This window comes from Streptomyces sp. SM11, assembly GCF_002910905.1.
Lineage (GTDB): Bacteria > Actinomycetota > Actinomycetes > Streptomycetales > Streptomycetaceae > Streptomyces.
The window spans coordinates 24,347-44,082 of sequence record NZ_NEUE01000216.1; the positions used below are offsets into that span (position 1 = coordinate 24,347).

General features: G+C 71.0%; 18 protein-coding genes and 2 pseudogenes. 10 read left to right on the forward strand and 10 right to left on the reverse strand.

Annotated features, from left to right (window positions below; genetic code table 11):
- Positions 1-35 precede the first annotated feature (35 nt).
- Positions 36-1,123, forward strand: a pseudogene (locus B9S58_RS21855) (acyltransferase family protein).
- Positions 1,124-1,153: 30 nt separating this feature from the next.
- Here B9S58_RS21855 and B9S58_RS21860 read toward each other — a convergent pair.
- The 5 genes from B9S58_RS21860 to B9S58_RS21880 all read right to left on the reverse strand — a co-directional run bounded on the left by B9S58_RS21860 (position 1,154) and on the right by B9S58_RS21880 (position 4,628).
- Positions 1,154-1,357, reverse strand: a complete 204-nt coding sequence (locus tag B9S58_RS21860; RefSeq protein WP_258044844.1) for a hypothetical protein — start codon at positions 1,355-1,357, stop codon at positions 1,154-1,156.
- A 63-nt stretch (positions 1,358-1,420) separates the two neighbouring features.
- A complete protein-coding gene (locus B9S58_RS21865; RefSeq protein WP_103533791.1) occupies positions 1,421-1,783 on the reverse strand; it encodes an SCO5918 family protein in 363 nt (120 codons plus the stop codon).
- A gap of 126 nt (positions 1,784-1,909) precedes the next feature.
- Positions 1,910-3,484 (reverse strand): DEAD/DEAH box helicase, encoded by a 1,575-nt coding sequence (locus B9S58_RS21870; protein ID WP_103533792.1) that lies wholly within the window; start codon positions 3,482-3,484, stop codon positions 1,910-1,912.
- Between the two features lie 244 nt (positions 3,485-3,728).
- Positions 3,729-3,932 carry a cold-shock protein gene (locus B9S58_RS21875; RefSeq protein WP_015609674.1) on the reverse strand — a complete coding sequence of 68 codons (204 nt, stop codon included), beginning with the start codon at positions 3,930-3,932 and terminating at the stop codon, positions 3,729-3,731.
- Between the two features lie 348 nt (positions 3,933-4,280).
- Complete coding sequence (locus tag B9S58_RS21880) at positions 4,281-4,628, reverse strand: MerR family transcriptional regulator (RefSeq protein WP_103533793.1); 348 nt, start codon at positions 4,626-4,628, stop codon at positions 4,281-4,283.
- Positions 4,629-5,066: 438 nt separating this feature from the next.
- Here B9S58_RS21880 and B9S58_RS21885 point away from each other — a divergent pair, with 438 nt between their 5' ends.
- The 3 genes from B9S58_RS21885 to B9S58_RS21895 all read left to right on the forward strand — a co-directional run bounded on the left by B9S58_RS21885 (position 5,067) and on the right by B9S58_RS21895 (position 7,531).
- Positions 5,067-5,597: a hypothetical protein gene (locus tag B9S58_RS21885; RefSeq protein WP_103533849.1), complete on the forward strand. Its 531-nt coding sequence runs from the start codon at positions 5,067-5,069 to the stop codon at positions 5,595-5,597.
- Positions 5,598-5,607: 10 nt separating this feature from the next.
- Positions 5,608-6,195, forward strand: a complete 588-nt coding sequence (locus tag B9S58_RS21890; protein ID WP_103533794.1) for a toxin — start codon at positions 5,608-5,610, stop codon at positions 6,193-6,195.
- A gap of 64 nt (positions 6,196-6,259) precedes the next feature.
- Positions 6,260-7,531: an MAB_1171c family putative transporter gene (locus tag B9S58_RS21895; protein WP_103533795.1), complete on the forward strand. Its 1,272-nt coding sequence runs from the start codon at positions 6,260-6,262 to the stop codon at positions 7,529-7,531.
- 333 nt (positions 7,532-7,864) lie between these two features.
- On the opposite strand, the gene B9S58_RS21900 is transcribed toward B9S58_RS21895, so the two are convergent.
- A complete protein-coding gene (locus B9S58_RS21900; RefSeq protein ID WP_103533796.1) occupies positions 7,865-9,364 on the reverse strand; it encodes a ParB/Srx family N-terminal domain-containing protein in 1,500 nt (499 codons plus the stop codon).
- Positions 9,365-9,598: 234 nt separating this feature from the next.
- Between B9S58_RS21900 and B9S58_RS21905 the strand changes: the two genes are divergently transcribed.
- Positions 9,599-9,844, forward strand: a complete 246-nt coding sequence (locus B9S58_RS21905; protein WP_103533797.1) for a hypothetical protein — start codon at positions 9,599-9,601, stop codon at positions 9,842-9,844.
- Positions 9,845-10,027: 183 nt separating this feature from the next.
- Here B9S58_RS21905 and B9S58_RS21910 read toward each other — a convergent pair whose 3' ends face one another.
- Entirely contained in the window at positions 10,028-11,758 is a 1,731-nt protein-coding gene (locus B9S58_RS21910) for a SpoIIE family protein phosphatase (RefSeq protein WP_181009404.1), read from the reverse strand.
- Positions 11,759-11,833: 75 nt separating this feature from the next.
- A complete protein-coding gene (locus tag B9S58_RS21915; RefSeq protein WP_103533799.1) occupies positions 11,834-12,589 on the reverse strand; it encodes an alpha/beta fold hydrolase in 756 nt (251 codons plus the stop codon).
- Between the two features lie 240 nt (positions 12,590-12,829).
- On the opposite strand from B9S58_RS21915, the gene B9S58_RS21920 reads away from it, so the two are divergent.
- The 3 genes from B9S58_RS21920 to B9S58_RS21930 all read left to right on the forward strand — a co-directional run bounded on the left by B9S58_RS21920 (position 12,830) and on the right by B9S58_RS21930 (position 15,542).
- Positions 12,830-13,315: a peroxiredoxin gene (locus tag B9S58_RS21920; protein ID WP_103533800.1), complete on the forward strand. Its 486-nt coding sequence runs from the start codon at positions 12,830-12,832 to the stop codon at positions 13,313-13,315.
- Between the two features lie 104 nt (positions 13,316-13,419).
- Positions 13,420-13,929, forward strand: coding sequence for a hypothetical protein (locus tag B9S58_RS21925; RefSeq protein ID WP_103533801.1), 510 nt, complete (start codon positions 13,420-13,422; stop codon positions 13,927-13,929).
- Between the two features lie 158 nt (positions 13,930-14,087).
- Positions 14,088-15,542 carry a flotillin family protein gene (locus B9S58_RS21930; protein WP_103533802.1) on the forward strand — a complete coding sequence of 485 codons (1,455 nt, stop codon included), beginning with the start codon at positions 14,088-14,090 and terminating at the stop codon, positions 15,540-15,542.
- A gap of 372 nt (positions 15,543-15,914) precedes the next feature.
- Here the strand turns inward: B9S58_RS21930 and B9S58_RS21935 are convergent.
- Together B9S58_RS21935 and B9S58_RS21940 are read right to left on the reverse strand one after the other, a co-directional pair.
- Positions 15,915-16,064, reverse strand: a pseudogene (locus B9S58_RS21935) (DNA-binding protein); the annotation flags it as partial.
- Positions 16,065-16,249: 185 nt separating this feature from the next.
- Positions 16,250-17,389 carry a CdaR family transcriptional regulator gene (locus tag B9S58_RS21940; protein ID WP_103533803.1) on the reverse strand — a complete coding sequence of 380 codons (1,140 nt, stop codon included), beginning with the start codon at positions 17,387-17,389 and terminating at the stop codon, positions 16,250-16,252.
- 131 nt (positions 17,390-17,520) lie between these two features.
- Here B9S58_RS21940 and B9S58_RS21945 point away from each other — a divergent pair, with 131 nt between their 5' ends.
- Positions 17,521-18,534, forward strand: coding sequence for a ferredoxin reductase (locus B9S58_RS21945; protein ID WP_103533804.1), 1,014 nt, complete (start codon positions 17,521-17,523; stop codon positions 18,532-18,534).
- Positions 18,535-18,541: 7 nt separating this feature from the next.
- Complete coding sequence (locus tag B9S58_RS21950) at positions 18,542-19,660, forward strand: acyl-CoA desaturase (RefSeq protein WP_103533805.1); 1,119 nt, start codon at positions 18,542-18,544, stop codon at positions 19,658-19,660.
- Positions 19,661-19,736 lie beyond the last annotated feature (76 nt).

A 19,736-nucleotide genomic window follows, 5' to 3' on the forward strand; every position in this document is an offset into this window, starting at 1 on the left:
GAAGAGGGAACGCCTCCACGCCCTAGGGTGTCAGGATGCCTTCCCCCCTCACCTCCGAGCAGCCGCGCCCCACCGCCGCCGCCGGTGCCCCGGAGACCGGAAAGCCACCGTCCGACGGCCGGGACCACTTCTTCGACAACGCGAAGTACCTGGCGATCGTACTGGTGGCGATCGGACACGCGTGGGAGCCGCTGCCCCGGGCCGCCTCGTGGAAGCCGCGTACACCTTCATCTACACGTTCCACATGCCGGTGTTCATCCTGATCGCCGGCTACTTCTCACGGAACTTCGAACTGCGGCCGGACCGGGTGTGGAAGCTGGTCACCAGCCTGCTGGTGCCGTACATCCTGTTCGAGACCCTCTACACGCTCTTCGAGCGGGCGGTGGACAAGCCGGGCTACTCGCTCTCCCTGCTGGAGCCCTACTGGCTGCTGTGGTTCCTGCCCGCCCTGTTCCTCTGGCGGCTGTCCACCCCGCTGTGGCAGACCGTGCGCTTCCCGGTGCTGGCCTCCCTCGCCATCGCCGCGCTGGCGACGGTGTCACCGGCCGCCGACGGGAGCCTTCCGGTCCAGCGCGCCCTGCAGTTCCTGCCGTTCTACGTGCTCGGCCTGCGGCTGCGCTCCGAGCACTTCGCGGCCCTCCGCTCCACCTGGGTACGGGTCGTCTCGGTACCGGTGTTCGCGGCCGGGATGCTGCTGGCGTACTGGCTGGTGCCCCGGACCTCGACCTCGTGGTTCTTCCGGAAGAACAGCGCCCAGCGGATGGACACCGCCGACTGGACGGGCCCGACCGTCACCCTTCTGCTGTTCGTGGCCGCGATCGTGCTGGGCGCGTGCTTCCTCGCCTGGGTGCCCAGGGGCCGCAACTGGATGACCTCACTCGGCATCTGCACGCTGTACGGGTATCTGCTGCACGGCTTCGTCGTCCGGGGCCTGAAGTACGGCGGCTTCTACGAAGACCCGTTCTTCGACACCACGATGGGCACGGTCGCCGTCACCCTGGGCGCGGTCGTCATCATGACCCTGCTGTGCACGCCCCCGGTCCGGCGGCTGCTGCGCCCGCTGGTGGAACCGCGCATGGCGTGGGCCCGGCAGAAACCGCCGCCGGCCGCCCCGACGCCCTGAGGGCGGAACAGCCGGGCGGCGGGGGAGGGTTCAGTGATCCACGACGACCGTCCGGCCGAGGACCGCGACGTGTTCCAGGACGTCCTCCAGCGGATCGTCGATCTGGCCCGTCGCGATCAGGGCCACCTGCGGGCCGTTGTGGGCGTCGGTGTGCGTCTCGTCGGCGTGAGCGACGGTGGCGGGCAGCACGGACGCCACCACGGTCGTGGCCAACGCGGTCAGCTTCCTGTTCATGGTGCCGATCATGGCACGCCCCGCGACGCCCGAAGTCGGCGTCGCGGGGTGCGGAAGCGGGTCTCAGACCCCGTCGGCCCGGGGGGCGGACACCGCTCCGGGAGCCTCGGCCCGTGCCTCGGCCGGAGTGCCCAGCAGCGCGGATGCCGTCTCCAGCGGGGTGCGGGCGGGGGCCGGCGCGGGCACGGCCGACTCGGCGGTACGGCAGGTGAATCCGAGCTTGGACAGCGCCCGGACGACCTCGGCGGAGCTGAAGTCGCGGCGGTCCTGCCGGGTGATCACTTCACCCACCTGCTTGACGGGGTAGACCCGGCGGCTGATGACCACCGCGTCGCCCGTGACGGGTTCGGGCTTGATGCCCTTCATCGAGTCCTCCACCTCGTTCTTGAACAGATCGAAGGGGAAGCGGGCGATGACACAGCGCATGGTTCCTCAACAGGGGTCGAGTGCGGAGGGGGCGTACGGGAGCCCCGAGCGGGATGCTCGGTGCACGCACCGGGAGGATCGCCGGGCGTACGGGGCGGCCGGCGGCGCACCGCCGGCCGCACGGGATCACGCGGCGCGGTTGTTCCGGCGCTGCGTGGCGGCCGCACGGGCCTCGGGCGTCGGCACTCCGGGACGACGGCCCCGGGCCGGAGCCCCGCCGCCGCGCTTGGTGCCACGGCCCATGAACGCGCCGCCGCGGCTGCTGCCGCGCTCCTTGGCCGGGGCGGAGATGACGACCGGGACGCCGGAGGGTGCCTGCGCACCGGTGATCCGGTTCAACTCGGCCTCGCCGGAGCGGACCTGGGCGACCTGCGGGGTGATCCCGGCGTCCGCCATCAGCCGGGTCATCTCGCGGCGCTGGTTGGGCAGCACCAGCGTGACGACGCTGCCGGACTCCCCGGCACGGGCGGTACGGCCGCCGCGGTGCAGGTAGTCCTTGTGGTCGCTCGGCGGGTCCACGTTGACGACCAGATCGAGGTTGTCGACGTGGATGCCGCGCGCCGCGACGTTGGTGGCGACCAGCACGGTGACATGCCCGGTTTTGAAGCGCTCCAGCGTGCGGGTGCGCTGCGGCTGGGACTTGCCCCCGTGCAGCGCCGCCGCCCGGACCCCGCTGTGCAGCAGGTGGTCGGTGAGCTTGTCGACCGCGTGCTTGGTGTCCAGGAACATGATCACGCGGCCGTCGCGGGCCGCGATCTCCGTCGTGGTGGCGTACTTGTCCGAGCCCTGGACGTACAGGACGTGGTGCTCCATCGTCGTGACCGCGCCGGCGGACGGGTCGACGGAGTGCACGACCGGGTCCTTGAGGTAGGTCCGCACCAGCAGGTCGACGTTGCGGTCCAGGGTGGCCGAGAAGAGCATCCGCTGCCCGTCCGGGGTCACCTGGTCGAGCAGCTCGGTGACCTGCGGCATGAAGCCCATGTCGGCCATCTGGTCGGCCTCGTCGAGGACGGTGATGGTGACCCGGTCCAGCCGGCAGTCGCCGCGCTCGATCAGGTCCTTGAGGCGGCCCGGGGTCGCGACGACGACCTCGGAGCCACCGCGCAGCGCGCTGGCCTGGCGGCCGATGGACATGCCGCCGACCACGGTGGCGATGCGCAGCTTCAGCGACCGGGCGTACGGGGTGAGCGCGTCGGTGACCTGCTGGGCCAGCTCCCGGGTGGGGACGAGGACCAGGGCGAGCGGCCGCTTGGCGTCGGCACGGCGGCCGGCGGTGCGGGCCAGCAGCGCGAGGCCGAAGGCGAGGGTCTTGCCGGAGCCGGTGCGGCCCCGGCCCAGGACGTCCCGGCCGGCCAGCGAGTTCGGCAGGGTGGCCGCCTGGATCGGGAAGGGCACGGTCATGCCCTCGGCGACCAGCGCCGCCTTCAGCGGTGCGGGCATCTCCAGCTCGCCGAAGGTCTCGGCGGCGGGGAGGGCCGGGGTGACGGTCACCGGCAGGGCGAACTCGCCCTTGACGCCGGAGGCGGAGCGGCGGCCGTAGCCACCGGACCGGCCCGAGCCGCCCGAGCCGCCGGAGCGCTTGGGTCCGCCGCCGAAGCCCGCGGCGCGGCGCTCGCCGCCGCCGGAGTAGCGGGGGGCACCGCCGGAGGAGCGGGTGCGGGAGAATCGGTCGTTCGAGCGGGGCGTGCGTTCGCGGTTCATGCAGAACCTTTCCTCGATGGGGCACGTATCGAGGGATTCTTTTTCGGGAAGCGACCGTGAACGGCACCCAGAATCGCAAGAACGAGCCGATGAAATGACAAAAGAAAACGAAGCCCGGCCGCCGGGAATCAGTGCACCGGACGCGGCTTCGTCTGGGGGCGCGCGGAGCGGGCCCGGAAACGACAACGAGCCGGGGCCCGCACCCCAAGGTGCGGGCCCCAGCTGCGCAGTACTACCTGAGTGATCAGGCGGGGGTGATGTTCTCGGCCTGCGGGCCCTTCTGGCCCTGCGTGACGTCGAAGTTCACCTTCTGGCCCTCCTGCAGCTCACGGAAGCCGCTGGCGGCGATGTTGCTGTAGTGAGCGAAGACGTCGGCGCCGCCGCCGTCCTGCTCGATGAAGCCGAAGCCCTTTTCTGCGTTGAACCACTTCACGGTGCCAGTAGCCATGTCATATCTCCTTAGGGGCAGAGCCCGCGGGCCCACACTGTGCGGACCCCACGTCGCCGCGATGATTACCCCGTCCGGAAGAACACCGGAAATACAAAAGTGTGCCCGCCGACATCTGACCGGCAAGAACACTTGAAGTTTTTGGGAACCACAACTGCAACTGAGATCAACACTAGCACGATGGGGCGGGAGAGGCTGGTGCCAAATATCACCGGCCGTGTCGGAACAGACCCGGAACAGATCCGGAACGGAAAAGCCTCATCGCGCATTGCGCGAAATTCTGTGCTGACGAATGCAGATATCTTCCGGGGTCGCGCGGGGCCTTCCGCACCGGGGGCGCGGTGGCCGTCAGCGCTCGGCGGGACCGCCGGAGCGGGCGGACCGGCCGCGCAGCTCCTCGTTGAGGCGCAGCGCCTCCTCCAGCTGGTCCTCCAGGATGACGATGCGGCAGGCGGCCTCGACGGGCGTGCCGGCGTCGACCAGCTCGCGGGCGCGCGCGGCGATACGCAACTGGTAGCGGGAGTATCGGCGGTGGCCGCCCTCAGACCGCAGCGGGGTGATCAGGCGGGCCTCGCCGATCGCCCGGAGGAACCCCGGCGTCGCACCGATCATCTCCGCGGCTCGCCCCATCGTGTAGGCGGGGTAATCGTCGTCGTCGAGCCGGTCGGTGGCGTGCGAGGGGGTCTCCGGGGGCATCTGCGCCTCTTCCGTCACGCGTGACCGGAGGAGCCGGGCGCCTTACGCCTGCGGGGTGCGCCTCTGCTGCGTACCGCTGTTTCACGTGACTGCACAAGAAACCCTAATCGCCCGGCAGGGTCATGTCTATCGCGGCTGGAACAGATTCGGGCCACCGGGAAGGGTGTGGCGGATCCGCCGCCGTGGATCACTGACCGACCGGTCAGTTGTCGTCGGGAGGGCCGCGGGGTCATAATGCACGCGTAGCCCTTCACGCATCCCCCGTCGTGAAGGGCTACACCCCTGTTCGGGCCTGCTCCGGGCGTCGCGGGGCAGCGGGATCGTTCACGGGCAAGGGACTCCCCTCGTGGTCCCCTGCCCGTGTTTTTTCGAGTTAACAGTGACGTAGAGTGTTTACGCAAGCTCAGTTCCGACTCCGAGGTGATCGTGGAGGCCCGGATGGCCATGGACGACGGCGGCGAACGCGGTCCGGAACCCGTCGAACCCTCCGGTCCGGACGAGCTTCCCCGCCTCGACTCGCTGCGGGAAAAAGTCGAGTACATGGTCGAGAAAACCTTCCCCGGACAGAAGATCTCGGGCCGGGTCTTCGCCGAGCTGGTCCGGGACCGCGGCGGCTCGCTGTCGCACAGCTACTTCTCCAACATCCTGGCCGGCAAGGTCACCCAGCCCTCCGAGGACATCCTCAAAGCCCTCGGCCTGGGATTCGGCGTGGACTGGCGCTTCTTCAAGGAGGAGTCCGACGTCGTCGACGACGTCGTCGCCGGACTGCAGTTCCTGGCCAAGCGACGCACCGGGGAGATCAGCGGCCTGGCCGGCCGGGGGCTGGACGACGACGGGCTCCCGCCGGAACTGCTGAGGTTCGCCCTGTCCCTGCTGGAGGACGCGACCCGGGAGAAGGGTGACCCGGAGGGGGAAAGCGGCGGCGCCGATTCCGCCGTGCACCACCGCCCGGCGGGTCCGGCGGCGTAGCGTCTTGGTCATGTCCCTGCGGAAGCTGCGGAAAGAGTGCGAGGCCGGGCTCGCCGACCTGCCCATCCCGGTGCCCTTCTCGCTGGACGGACTCGTCGCGAACATGGAGGAGGCCGGCGGACGCACGATCCGGCTGCACGAGCTGCCGGACCGCCTCGCCCGCGTCAACGCCGCCTGCGGGCTGCGCCTGAAGTCGGGCGGAACCAGCCTCGTCCTCTACCGCCGCAGGCCGACCGCGTACCAGACCCAGCACGTGATCCTGCACGAGCTGTGCCACGAGTGGTTCGACCACGGGACGACGCTCGACGCGGAGCAACTGCGCACGCTCCTCCCGGTCTTCGACACCTCGCTGATCGCCCGGATGATCTCTCCGGCCGCCGCCGAGTCCTTCGCCTCCGGCGGTGGCACCGTCCAGGCCCGTGCGCAGTACGCGACCCACGACGAACGCATGGCCGAATTCGGTGCCTCCCTGATCCCCCGGATGGCGCGGGGCCTCACCACCGATGACATGGTGGGGCGGCTGGACAACTCCCTGTCCCGCCCGATGGCCAACCGACGGCGCGGCCTCTTCCCCGGAAGACGGTCCGACGACGCCTGACACGTGCCACCGCCTCACCCGCGGGTCCCCGCCCCGCATCCCGACCCCGAGGACGAACACCGCCGTGACTCCCCTCGATCTCGCCGGCTATCTGATAGCCGGCCTGATGACGGCCGTTGCCCTGTGGCGTATGCCCGCCGCCCTGTGGGGCGACGAGGAGGACCGCAGACGCCGGGCCCTGTGGGGCTGCTACGCCGGATTCGCCGTCGCGCTGTGGACGAAGACCGAGGCGGTGCGCATCGGCCTCAACAACAGTGCCGTCACCGACCTCGCCGTCCTCATCAAGCATTACACCGCCACCGTGGCAATTCTGGCCATCCTCAGTTACATCGTGGCCATCTACGGCAGCTACCCCGAAGAGGGTGCGGTCCCCCGCCACGTACGGTTCGCGCGGTTCGTCCAGAAGCTGGCGGCCAAGGCCTCCGTCGCCACGTTGATCCTGCTGACCGTCCTGTTCTTCACCGTCGTCGACCGCTCCGAGCCCTCGGACCGCTTCGTCTCCGACCACGCCGGGGAGGGGGGCGCCACGCTCTACATGAGCGTCTTCTACCTCTACCTCGGGGCCGCGTCCGCCGTGTGCGCCTTCCAGTGGGCGCTGGCCACCCTCGACACCCGGCGGCGCCATCTGCGCATCGGGCTCGGGATGATGACGTTCGCGATGTTCATCGGCGTCGGCTACACCGTCAGCCGCACCCTGTTCCTGTGGATCAGTGTGGTGGACGAGCCGAGCGAGGCGTTCGCGCTGCGGTTCGACCGGATCACCGAGGCCGCACAGCTCGTGCTGTTCGCCTTCTTCGCCCTCGGCGCGTCCGTCCCCGCCTTCGCGGCGGGCCTGCGACGGGCCGGACTGTGGCGGGCCCAGGTCCGACTGCACGCCCTCTGGTACGAGTTGATGGCCGCGTTCCCGGACCAGCCGTTCGACCCGCCCGCCTCGCTGGCCCGCGAGCTGACCCGGTTCACCGTCCCGGCCGACCTGCGGGTGGACCGCTGGGCCGCAGACATCGCGGACGCGGCCGAGAAGCTCCGTCACTACGTGCCCGACGGGCTGCTCGCCGCCGCCGGACGGGCCGCCGCACGCGACACGGACGACCCGCGCCGGGCCGAGTCCCTCACGGACGCCTACTGGATCCGGGCCGCCCTGCTCGCGAAGGATTCCGGCGCGCCCGCCGGGGGAGCCGCGACGGTCGCCTCCCAGCACGCGGCGGACCAGGACGGCGAGGTGGCCCGACTGGTCCGGGTCGCCGCCGCGTACCGGACGGTCGGCGAGGAGCGCGCCCGCGCGGTCCTCGCGGCCGCGACGGCCGAAACCGCCCGCACGACGGAGACGAGCGCATGACCGGCAGCACGACCGGCGTGGGGATCCCCTCGCCGGTCGTGCTGCCGCACGACGTCCTGCCGGCAGGCATGCTCGGCATCGGCCTCGCGGCGGCGGGGGACCCGACGGGCTGCTCCGGGGCTTCCCCGGGGCGTTCCGCGCCGGGCCGGCCGCGGCGGTCCGCCGGTCCCGGGTCGCCCTCGGCTGCCACACCGTCGCCCGGACCGTGGCGGGCGCGGGCCTGCGGGCGGCGACGACGTTGGCGTACGTGTTCGGCGAGGGCGAGGGCGAGGGCGAGGGCGAGGGCGAGGGCGAGGGCGACCCGGGCGGCGCTACCGAGCCGGCGCTACCGGGTCAGAGGGCGGTGCACTGTCCCGTCCGCGGTCCGCTCACCACGTTGGTGCGGCCCGTGTCGTCCATGCCCGGCCGGTTGGCGGAGCACACCAGCGGGCCGGTGACGGTGTTGGCGGCGAGCAGCACGCCGCCGGTGTTGCCGGTGAGCACCACGGGGCCGGTGACGGTGTTCGCGGTGCAGCCCGGACCCCCCACCCGTACGGGACCGGTGGTGCGGCTCACGGACAGGGGCCCGGTGACCTGCGAACCGCACAGGTGGACCGCCGCCGCCCGGTCCGCCCGGAGCGGTCCGTCCAGGGTGGAACCGGTGACCACGAGGGCCGCTCCGGGGCGGACGACGACCGGGCCGCGCTGGGTGGCGCGGTCCAGGCAGGTGACACCGCTCGTGACGGTCAGCGGTCCGTTGCGGGAGCCGGTGACCGTGGTCGTGCAGGCGGGCGAGGGCAGGACGCGGGCCTTGTGGTCGAGGGAGTGGGCGAGCTTGCCGGGCTTGCGGTGGCTCAGGGGTCTGCCCAGCTTGGCGAACTCCCCGCCGGTCTCCTTCTTGCCGCCGTTCCACTCGTCGATCCGGCCGAGCTGCGCGGCGGTCCTCCCGTCGTCGACGACTGCCTCGGCGTCCAGCGCGGCCATCGACTTCGAGGCGCGCTTCACCAGGTCGAGGTAGGGGCCCGGGGCGGTCAGGTCGTGCGCACTCGTGTCGTGCTCGCCGCGCAGCCAGGAGCCCCAGGAGAACTCCAGGAACTCCGTTGCACTGTCGGGGACTTCGTAGCCGATGCCCCGGGTGAAGTAGACGAGGCTGCGGTACGGGTCGTCGCGGAAGTGCGTGATGCCCAGACGGTCCGGCAACCGGTCGACGCCGAGAGGCCGGTTGTTCTCGTCGCGCAGCCACACCTTCTTCTCGGCAGTCATCCGCTGCCAGAAGGCAGGGGAGGACAGGGAGCTGAAGTTGTCGGTGACGCGGAGCCGGATGTGCAGGTCGGTGGAGCCGTCGGGGCCCTCCAGGAATGATGTCAGCGAGTGGTGCCCGTCGGTGAGGTACAGCTTGCCGCCCGGTCCGACGACGGCCGTCTTCATCTCGGCGATCGTCTTCGGCGTCTCCTGCCCGACCGGCACGGTGCACGAGAAGCTCGACGGATCGTCCAGCCGGGCTCCGGGGCCGGCCGAGGCCGCCTCCTCCTGGCCGTTGGTCTCGCACCAGTCGTCGAAGCGCTTGTTGACGCCGCCCGCCGCCTCGTCGCGGTCGCTGCCGTACCGGCCGAGCTTGTAGAAGACCTGGTCGAAGCCGAGTACGGCCTGGGTCGGGTGCAGTTCGCCGAGGGTGACGTCGATCAGGTCCCCCGGCTGCGCGCAGGTGCGAGGCAGCGGCCCGCTCCCGGCGCACGGATCCCCGGCGGCCGCTCCGGTGCCCGCACCGGCCACGACCGTGCCCGCCGCCAGCACTCCGGCCAGCAGCAGCGCCCCGCGCCGTGGCAGCCGTGCCCGCGCCCTCGATCCGTTCATGTGACGTCCCCTCCCGCGTGATGGTCTTCCGCAGGGGACGATCGCAAGGCGCGACGACCCCCGCGGGGACGTGGTGTGAACGAGGGATGGCGCTGTGGTGCCACGGCGGGACGGTGCCGGCCTGCGGCAGCGGCCTCGCGACCGTCCCGTTTGCGGGGGTGGCGGACACCCGGTTACGTGTACGGGGAGGGCGCGCCCGCGAACGGGACGGCCCGAAGGCTGGAGGTACCTCCGATGGCGAAGAACCGGTCCGCGCCAGCCAAGGGCCTGCGTGGCAGCAAGGCCGGGCTCGTGCTGAGCCTGGGCAGCAGCGCGCTCGCGGTCATCAGGGCGTCCAAGCAGGTCCGCCGGGCCAAGGGCACGCACGACAAGCTGAACACCGCCGACGCGGTGGCGGGGCTGCTGCCGCTGATCACCTCGGCCGCCCTCGTACTGCGGCAGCTGCGCGGCCGACGGCAGGAGAGCCCGGAAGCGGCGTGAGCGTCGGCCACGACGTGGGCTCCACCCGAAAGGGCGGAAACCGCCGCACCTCCGATCGCTGAACCGCCTCCGGCCGACGCCGGGCGAGCGGGACCGCGAGAAGAGAGCTGGAACCCGGGCCCGAACGACGTCGGGGTGTTGTCCGCGACCGGTCCCGGCGGCTGCTGCCCGGATGCTCGGGCGTCACTCCGGAGGGGTCGGCCGCACCACCGGCGGGCCCTCGCGGATCCGGGAGGCCAGTACGGCGATGTCGTCCTCGGCGTCCTCGCCGAACCGGTCCAGCACCTGATCCAGCAGATCCTCCAGATGCCCGCCCCGCTGGAGGGTCAGCGAGGCCAGCCGCCGTATGGACACGTCGATGTCCTCGCCCCGGCGCTCCACCAGCCCGTCGGTGTACATGAACAGCACGGTCCCGGGGCCGCAGGGCACGTACGCGGTCCGGTACCCGCCGAACCCGGTGCCGAGCGGCGGCCCCACCGGCACCGGCACGACCCTGGCCCCGGCGGCGCCCGGGTCGATGAAGACCGGGGGCAGATGGCTCGCGCTGGCCACCTCGCACACCCCGCCGAACCGGTCGACGACGGCGAGCAGACAGGTCGCCGCCCGGTCCAGGCCCGACCGCTCGACCATCCCGTCGAGCTGCTCCAGGATCTGGTGGGGCGGCAGGTCCTCCCCTGACAGCAGCCGCAGCAGCGAGCGGTACTGGCTCATGGCGACGGCCGCCTCTACCCCGTGGCCCATCACGTCGCCCATCGCCTTCAGGTGCCGGCCGTCCTGGAGCGGTACGACGTCGAACCAGTCGCCGCCGACCAGGACGCCCCGGTCGGCGGGGAGGTAGCGGGTGGCGATCTCGACGTGCGGGTGGGGTCCCCAGGGCTCGGAGAGTAGGGAGCGCTGGAGTTCGCGGGCGATGCCGTGCTCGTGGTCGTAGCGGCGGGCCTGGTCGAGGCCGACGCCCGCCCGGACGGCGAGTTCGCGGGCGACGGCCACGTCCTGGCCGCTGAAGGCGGGTGAGCCGTCGGCCCGGACGAGGGTGAGCGTGCCGAGCGGCCGGCCGCGGGCGGTGAGCGGGACGACGAGCGCCTCGCGCAGACCGAGCGCCCGGGAGGCGGTGATCCGGTCCTTCGTGAAGGCGCTGCGCCCGCTGCTGTAGTTCTCCCAGCCGTCGAGGACCGGCTCGTTCTCCGCCAGGCAGCGGGTCACCGGGGAGTCCGCCGTGAAATCGACGTACTCCCCGGGATGGCCGAACCGCTGCACCTGCTCGTCGAGATCGCCGTCGCCCCGCAACGCGGCCCGCCGGAGCCGTACGACGCCTGGCGCCGGACGGCGTACGGAGTGACCCACCTCGGGCGGGAACACGTCGACCGCCGCGACGTCGGCGAAGTCCGGCACCACCAACGAGGCGAGTTCCCGGCAGGTGGTGTCCATGTCGAGCGTCGTGCCGATCCGGACGGCGGCGGTGCTGAGGAGGGCGACGTGACCGCGGGCCTCCTCCAGCTCCTCGCGCTGACTGGTGATGTCGGTGATCTCGACGACGAACGCCATCAGACCGCACGCCGCCCCGTCAGCGTCCAGCCGGTGGTACGTGGCGCGCCAGAACCGCTGGTCGGCATCGGCCGTCGCCCGGGTCTGCCCCCGAATCGTCTCCTCGCGGGGCTTTCCGTCGGCCAGGACGTCGCGCAGGGCGGCGGCCCGACCGCGCAGATCGGGCAGCACTCGGGAGATGGCGCGCCCGATGGGGGAGGCGGCGGGGAGACCGTTGAGCCCTTCGAGGGCCGGGTTGACGTAGGTGTAACGGTGAGCGTGGTCGAGGACCGCGACGGCGGCCGGATTGCCGTCGAACAGGGCCGCGACGGTCCTCTGGTCCAGGAACGACGGCATGCCGTCGTCGCACGTGTCGGCCTGCAAGAGCATGCCTCCCGCCGTCGTCGGCTCCCGGTTCTCCATCGTCGGCCGTCCACTCCCGTACCGCATCCGCGGGGCGGCCGGTCAGCGCGGGGTGCCCGTCCGGTCCTGGAACGGGCCGGGACCGGGGCCGGGGGCGGGATCAAGGTCCAGGTCCAGGTCGAGGGTGGCCTCGGTGGCCTCGGCGGTGGGTGGCAGGGCGAGGGCCGCGCCGACCGGCTGCGGCAGACTGCCGGAACCGAGCAATCCGGTGACCAGCCCGGTGGCGAGGCGGTGCCAGACGGCGGCCCGGCGGAGCATGGCGTGGTCGCCGCCCCGGACGGTGACCATGCAGGTACGGGCTCCGGCACGGCGGGCCCGGGCGGTGAGGGACTGGCTGGCCTGCGGGCTGGTCGTCCGGTCCCGGTTGCTGTGTACGAGGACGATGTCACGGCCCGCGAGCTGGGTGACCGGATCCCCCGGCGGGCACCAGGGAGCGAGCCCGACGACGCCCCGCACCAGGGGATGCCCGGCGGCGCGGAGGGCGGCGCGCGCCCCCATGGAGTGGCCCAGGAGCACCACCGGCAGCTCGTCGCCCGCTTGCTCCCGCAGTGCGTCGAGGGCGGCCACGGCGTCGTGGAACGGGTCCGCGCGGGTGCCGTTCCAGCCACGGTGGGCGTACCGCACCTGCGTCACGAGGACGTCCTCGCCGGCGGCGCGGGTGGCCCGGACGACGGCCCGGACGAAGGGGCGCATGCGGACGCCGGGCAGGTTCAGCGGGCCGGGCGGCGGGGGCTCCGTACCGTTCTCGCGGCCCCCGTGCAGGACGAGGACCGCTGCCGACGGCGGTCGTCGGGTCACGTGCAACCTCCAAGGTCCGGGTGCGGGGCGCGGGGCCCCTCTCCCCGTGTTCGGTGCCGGGCCCGCTCCGGACGGGTGCACGGCACGACGGATCGACGGACCGATTGACCGACGGATCGACGACTCAGCGACTCGACGACCCGACGGGAGCGGAGTGCCGCCCACTGTACGGTCACGACCGCGGAACCATCCGTGCCCTCCGCGCCATCCCCGTATGTGAGACCGAAGGAGCCCCTCCTCATGGCATCAGGACCTCAACTCGACAGCACCGCACCGGACTTCACCCTCCCCGGCGGAGCGCTGTCGGGCGACGCCTTCGAACGCTCCGACTACCGGCTGTCATCCGCCCGCGGCCGGTCCGTGGTGCTGGCGTTCTACCCGGGGGACAACACCAGCGTCTGCACGAAGCAACTGTGCTCGTACTCCTCGGGCATGGAGGCCTTCGAGGGTCTCGACGCCGACGTCTGGGGCATCAGTCCACAGGGCGTGGACAGTCATGAGTCGTTCGCCCGCGCCTTCGGTCTGCGCATGCCGCTGCTGGCCGACGAGGGCCGGGAGATCGCCAAGGCGTACGGGGTCTCCGCGCCGGGCATCGGGGTGCGACGGGCGGTGTTCCTCGTCGGCCCGGACGGCAAGCTGCGCTGGAAGCACGTGGCGCTGCTCGGGGCGACGTTCCAGTCACTCTCCACACTCACCGACCGACTGTCCGGCATCAAAGATGCGTAAACACTGCCGGAACCCGGCAGTGACCGAAGCAGGTGGTGTATGGGACCATCCAGTCAGATCGACGGAAATCGCTCGGGGGAAGTCGACAACAGGGGAGTGATCGCGTGACCTTCTTTCTCGGTCTCGGCATTGCGGGGATCGTGCTGCTCGCGCTCTCCCTGATCTTCGGCGGGTTCCTCGAAGGGCTCTTCGACGGTGTCCTCGACGGCCTCTTCGACGGGCTGCTCTCGCTCCCGGTGATCGCCGGCTTCATATCGATGCTCGGCTTCGGCGGAGCGATCGTGCTCGGCACGACGAGCGCCGGAACGTTTCTGGCCACCGTCGTCGGCGTCGCCGCCGGCCTCGTGGCGGGCTGGCTGACCTGGAAGCTCAGCAAGGCCCTGATGCGCGACCAGACGCACGCCACTCCGCGTGGCTCCGACCTGATCGGCACCTCGGGATCCGTCGTGACGGCCATCCCGGCCGAGGGCTACGGTGAGGTGCTGCTGCGGCTGGGCGACCAGCCCGTGAAGTACGCGGCCAAGTCGGCCATGCCGGTCGCGCGCGGGACCGAGATCTGGGTGGAAGAGGCACTGTCGACCACGTCGGTCGCGGTCCGCCCGGTGGAGCGCTGACCACGCGACCACCGCACGCGTCCACCCTGACCACCACCGTTACGACCCACCGTTACGACCCTCTGTTACGCAGCACACCGCACCGATCAACTCCATAGCACCGCCCCGCTCCACAACAATCTGCCGTCCCCCCACGGGAGGCAGGGGGGACACTTCTCATGAGTCCAGTAGTCATCGCCGTCATCGGCATCGTCGTACTCCTCGTTCTGCTCGGCCTCGTCGTCATCACGCGCTACAAGGTGGCAGGGCCCAGCGAGGCATTCATCATCACCGGCCGCCGCGGCAAGAAGTCGACGGACCCGGTCACCGGACAGACCAGCATCGACAACAGCGGCCAGAAGGTCGTCGTCGGTGGCGGCGTCTTCGTCGTGCCGTTCGTCCAGCAGAAGTTCACCCTGGACCTGTCCAGCCGCCACATTCCGATCGCCGTGCGCGGCGCCGTGACACTGCGCGGCGTCAAGTCGAACCTCGAAGGCGTCGCGATCGTCAAGGTCGGGGGCAGCGAGGACGCGATCCGCGCCGCCGCCCAGCGCTTCCTCCAGCAGCAGGACGGCATCGTCGGCTTCACCCAGGAAGTGCTCTCCGGCGCGCTCCGCGCGATCGTCGGCCGTATGTCGGTCGAGGACATCATCCGGGACCGGGCCGCGTTCGCCGGTCAGGTCGCGGAGGAGGCCGAGGCCAGCCTCTCCGGCCAGGGCCTGATCCTGGACGCCTTCCAGATCCAGGACATCACCACCGAGGGCTCCTACCTGGAGGACCTCGGCCGCCCGGAGGCCGCCCGTGCCAAGCAGGAGGCGGACATCGCCGAGGCCATCGCGAAGCGGGCCTCGGAGCAGGCCCGGCTGAAGGCGGCCGAGGAGATCGCCATCGCCGAGCGGACGTACTACCTGAAGCAGGCCGAGATCAAGGCCGAGACGGAAGGCGCGGCCGCCAAGGCCAACGCCGCCGGTCCCCTCGCCGAGGCCGCACGCCAGCAGGAAGTCCTCCAGGAGCAGGAGAAGGTCGCCGAGCGCCAGGCCGCGCTGACCGACCGCGAGCTGGACACGAAGGTCCGTAAGCCCGCCGACGCCGCCCGTTACCAGGCCGAGCAGGAGGCGGAGGCCCGCCGCATCGCCCAGGTCAAGGAGGCCGAGGCCGACGCGGAGCGCTCGCGCCTGACCGGTCAGGGTGAGAAGCTGCACCGTTCGGCGCTGGCCGACGCGGTCCGCATCGAGGGTGAGGCGGACGCCGCGGCGATCGCCGCCAAGGGTTCGGCCGAGGCCGAGGCCATGCAGAAGAAGGCCGACGCGTTCGCGCAGTACGGCGACGCGGCCGTCCTCCAGATGCTGGTCGAGGTCCTCCCGAGCGTCGTGGCGAAGGCCTCCGAGCCGCTGAGCGCCATCGACAAGATGACGGTCATCTCCACGGACGGCGCGAGCCAGCTGGCCCGTACGGTCACCGACAACGTCGCGCAGGGCATGGAACTGCTCACCTCGACGACGGGCGTGGACATGACGGCCCTCCTCCAGAACCTGAAGAGCCGCGTGGGCACGGTGCCCGCTCCCGAGGCCTCGGACGCTCCGGAGGCGGACTCCTCGACGTCGAAGAACGGCGAGATCGAGATCAAGGGCTGACCCGAGATCGAGATCAAGGGCTGACGCGCGAGGCCTCTGCCCGAGGCTGAGCCCGCTCCCGTTTATCCGTGCCCGTGCCCGGCAGTGACCTGTTCGCCGCCGGGCACGGGCACGTTCGCGTCCGTTTTCGGTCCCTCCGCCTGCCGGGCGGCGGCAGCGGCGGTGGCTGCGGCCAGCCGTCCCCGCCCGCCCGGCATCCCCCCCCCCGGTGGTCGGCTCGCCCCAGCCGCCGGAACCTGACCGCTGTGGTCCGCAGCGCCGGGCACGGGCGGGGCACGGGTGGGGCAGTGCAACGAACCCTGCCAGTCGTATTCTCCGGGTGGGCTGGTGGGCTGGTGGGCTGGTGGGCTGGTGGGCTGGTGGGCTGGTGGGTCAGAGAGGGATGGTGCGGACCTGGCTGACGCAGAGCTTGGTCATGCCGTCGCTGTCGGACGTCAGCAGGGCGACCCGTTTCGGCCGGCGCAGCGCGACTTCGGCCACCGTGGCGTCGATGGCGTACTCGTGTCCGTACAGTCCGGCGCCCATGTCATGGAACACCCGCAGCATCGCGCGGAGTTCGCCGCACGCGCGCTCGTGCGTCGGTTGGTGCCAGGACAGTGCCCTCCACGACGACCGGAGAGCCGTTCTCCAAGGGGCATAGCGGCATGGCACCGGGAACGAGCACGATTTCTGGACGCTCGCGGACGCGGCGGTGGACGGGGGACGCGTCAGTCGACTCGGAGACCGACCGCCAGCGTCAGTTCAAGGACCCGGTGTGGTGATGCGAGATCGGGAAACAGCTCCCGCAGCTGCGACATCCGGTATCGAACCGTCTGGGGATGGACGAACAATGCCGCCGCGACCTCGTCCCGTCTGCCCTGGTGCAGCAGCCACGCCCGCAACGTCTCCTCCAGCCGTCGTGCGGTTGCGGCAGGCAGGGTCCGCAACGGTGCGAGGGCGCGGGCGCGCAGGTCTGCGAACGCGTCCACGTCGGCGCTGAGCACCAGGTCGGTCAGGTGGTCCTCGGTGTCGCGAATCTCGGAGGAGAGGGAGCGCGCGCGTACGGCTCGCGCGTACGAGGCGGACGCATGAGTCCATCGCCGGGCCGGGCCGACCACGGCGGCGCGGTCGGTCAGCTGCCGCAGGAGACGTGATCGGTCGGCATCGGGGACGAGGAGCACACCGGTGGCATCCGGCAGATCGTCGAGGACGAGGGTGCTCGGGTCGAGTGTCCGGTAGGCAGGTCGGGCCTGGGCGGCGGGCAGCAGGACGGCGGTCAGCGAAACCGGAGGCTGCCACCTGGCCCGTTGACCGGAGGCCAGCAGCACGTCCGGGCTCGCGCCGGCGAGGAGGTCGCGGGCCAGGTGTTCCAGGTGGCGCTCGTGATCTCTGCCCCGGGCGGCCAGTTCGTCGGCGTGTCCCGCGGCGCTCGCGGCGGAGAGCTCGTCGATGTAGGCGAAGGTCAGCTCGGCGAACTTCGCGACCTCGGCGGCGGGCAGACCTGCGGGTACGGCACCCGCTGCCAGGCATCGCCAGGCGACGCGGGCGCCGACACGGTAGGCGCTGAGCAGGGCGTCCATCGAACGGCCGTCGCGCACCTCGCCGCGGCCCAGCTCGTAGGCGGCGTCACCGGCGTCGCCGCCCGTGGCGTTCCCGCTCGCGAGGTCCAGGTAGTGCCCCAGGGCGGTGCGGACGGCTCTGCGGATGGTGGCGCCCATGCGACCCGAAAGAGCATGGGCGTAGGGAGGGACCTCGTCGATGATCGCCTGGACGACTTCGTCGGCGGTGGTCCTCAGTGCGGCCCGAAGGGCGGTGACCGTCGTTTCATCCAGGGTCAGTTCGCTGGCCCTCCGGATTGCATAGCTCACTTTTTGTTCCCTGCGAACAATTCAGTCGACCAGATCTACATCCTGTGGTCAGGACTTTACGCCTGGAGGCGCAGCAAGCTGGAGACATGACGAGTGGAGCCCTCCGCAGTAGGGCGTGGAAACTGCTGGAGATGGTCACGACGCCGCTGCTGCCGTCGGACTACCTCGACCTGGTCAGCCCGCTGCGTGCGGGCGCTGACCTGTGTGGGCGCATCGAGGCCGTGCACTCCGAGACGGATGACGCCGCGACTGTCGTGATCAGGCCGGGGCGGGGCTGGCGCGGCCACACAGCCGGCCAGTACGTGAGGATCGGGGTCGACGTCGACGGAGTGCGCCTGTGGCGTGCCTACTCCATCACCTCGCCGACAAACCGCCGGGACGGCCGTGTCACGATCACCGTGAAGGCGATCCCGGACGGCAAGGTCAGCAACCACCTGGTCCGCAGGGCGAAACCGGGCACGCTGATCCAGCTCGACCAGCCGACCGGTGACTTCGTACTGCCGCGGGCCAAGCCCGCCAAGGTGCTCTACCTGACGGCCGGCAGCGGCATCACGCCCGTGATGGGCATGCTGCGCGACATCGAGCTCGACGACGTCGTCATGGTCCACTGCGCGCCACAGCCTCAGGACGTGATCTTCCGCAAGGAACTGCACGGCCTGGTCGCGGACAAGAAGCTCCGGCTCACCGAGGTGCACACCGACACGGACGGCAAGCTCGACATCGCCCGTCTCGACGAACTCGTGCCCGACTGGGCCGAGCGCGAGACCTGGGCCTGCGGGCCCGCAGGCCTGCTCGACGCCGCCGAAGAGCACTGGACCGAACAGGGCGTCCAAGAGCACCTGCACACCGAACGCTTCCGCCCCAGCATCGCCGTCGTCGCCGGCGACGGCGGCGAGGTCACGTTCAACGCCACCGGCAAGACCATCGACGCGGACGGCGCCACGCCGTTGCTCGACATCGGCGAGGCGGCCGGTGTGCTCATGCCCTCCGGGTGCCGCATGGGCATCTGCTTCGGCTGTGTCACACCGCTCAAGGCGGGTGCCGTCCGCGACCTGCGCACGGGCGAGATCACCGAGGCCGCGCCGGGCGTCCTTATTCAAACCTGCGTGTCCGCCGCGGCGGGCCCCTGTGACATCGAACGGTAGGAGCACCTTGACCGCCATCGACCCCACCGCCCACCTGACCGCGGAACAGATCGACCAGTTGGGCCGCGAACTGGACGCGATCCGCGACGAGGTGATCGCCGGCCGCGGTGAGAAAGACGCCGCCTACATCCGTAAGGTCATCTCGGCGCAGCGCAAGCTCGAGCTGGTCAGCAGGGGTGTGCTGCTGTTCTCGATCTTCCCGCCCGCGTGGCTGCTCGGCACCGCCGGGCTGTCCGTGGCGAAGATCATGGACAACATGGAGATCGGCCACAACGTCCTGCACGGCCAGTGGGACTGGATGCGAGACCCGAAGATCCACTCCACCACCTGGGAGTGGGATCACGTCTCGCCGTCCGATCAGTGGAAGCACTCGCACAACGAGCTGCACCACACGTACACCAACGTGATCGGCAAGGACAACGACCTCGGCTACGGCATCATGCGCGTGGACGAAGACCAGAAGTGGCACCCCTTCCACCTCGGCCAGCCGCTGTGGAACTTCCTCAACGCCTGCTTCTTCGAGTACGGCATCGCGGCGTACGACCTGGAGCTCGGCAAGAACCTCACCAAGCGCCGCCGCGAGAACCCGGAGTTCCGCGCGCGTGCCAAGGCCGTGGGCCGCAAGATCCGCAAGCAGGTGCTCAAGGACTACGTGATCCACCCGCTGCTGTCGGGCCCTTCGTTCCTCCCCACACTCGCCGCCACGTTCACCGCGAACCTGGTCCGCAACCTCTGGACCCACTCGGTGATCATGTGCGGGCATTTCCCCGAGGGCGTACAGGTCTTCGAGCGCCGGTCGATCAGGGGCGAGACGCGCGGGCAGTGGTACCTGCGCCAGATGATGGGCTCGGCGAACATCAGCGGCAGCAAGGCCATGCACTTCATGACCGGCAACCTGTCGCACCAGATCGAGCACCACCTGTTCCCGGACCTGCCGAGCAACCGGTACGCCGAGGTCGCGGTGAAGGTGCGCGCGCTGTTCGAAAAATACGAACTGGAGTACGTCACCGGCCCGCTGCCCAAGCAGGTGTTCTCCGCATGGCACAAGGTCTTCCGGCTCGCACTGCCGAACAAGCAGCCCAAGGTCGGAACGCCGGACCGCGAGCAGGACCTCATCGCCGCCTGACAGCGAGGATGTACGTGAGCGTTCCCCGGCGGGGTCCGCCCCGCCGCCTGACTGACTCAGGGTCCTCAACGGGATG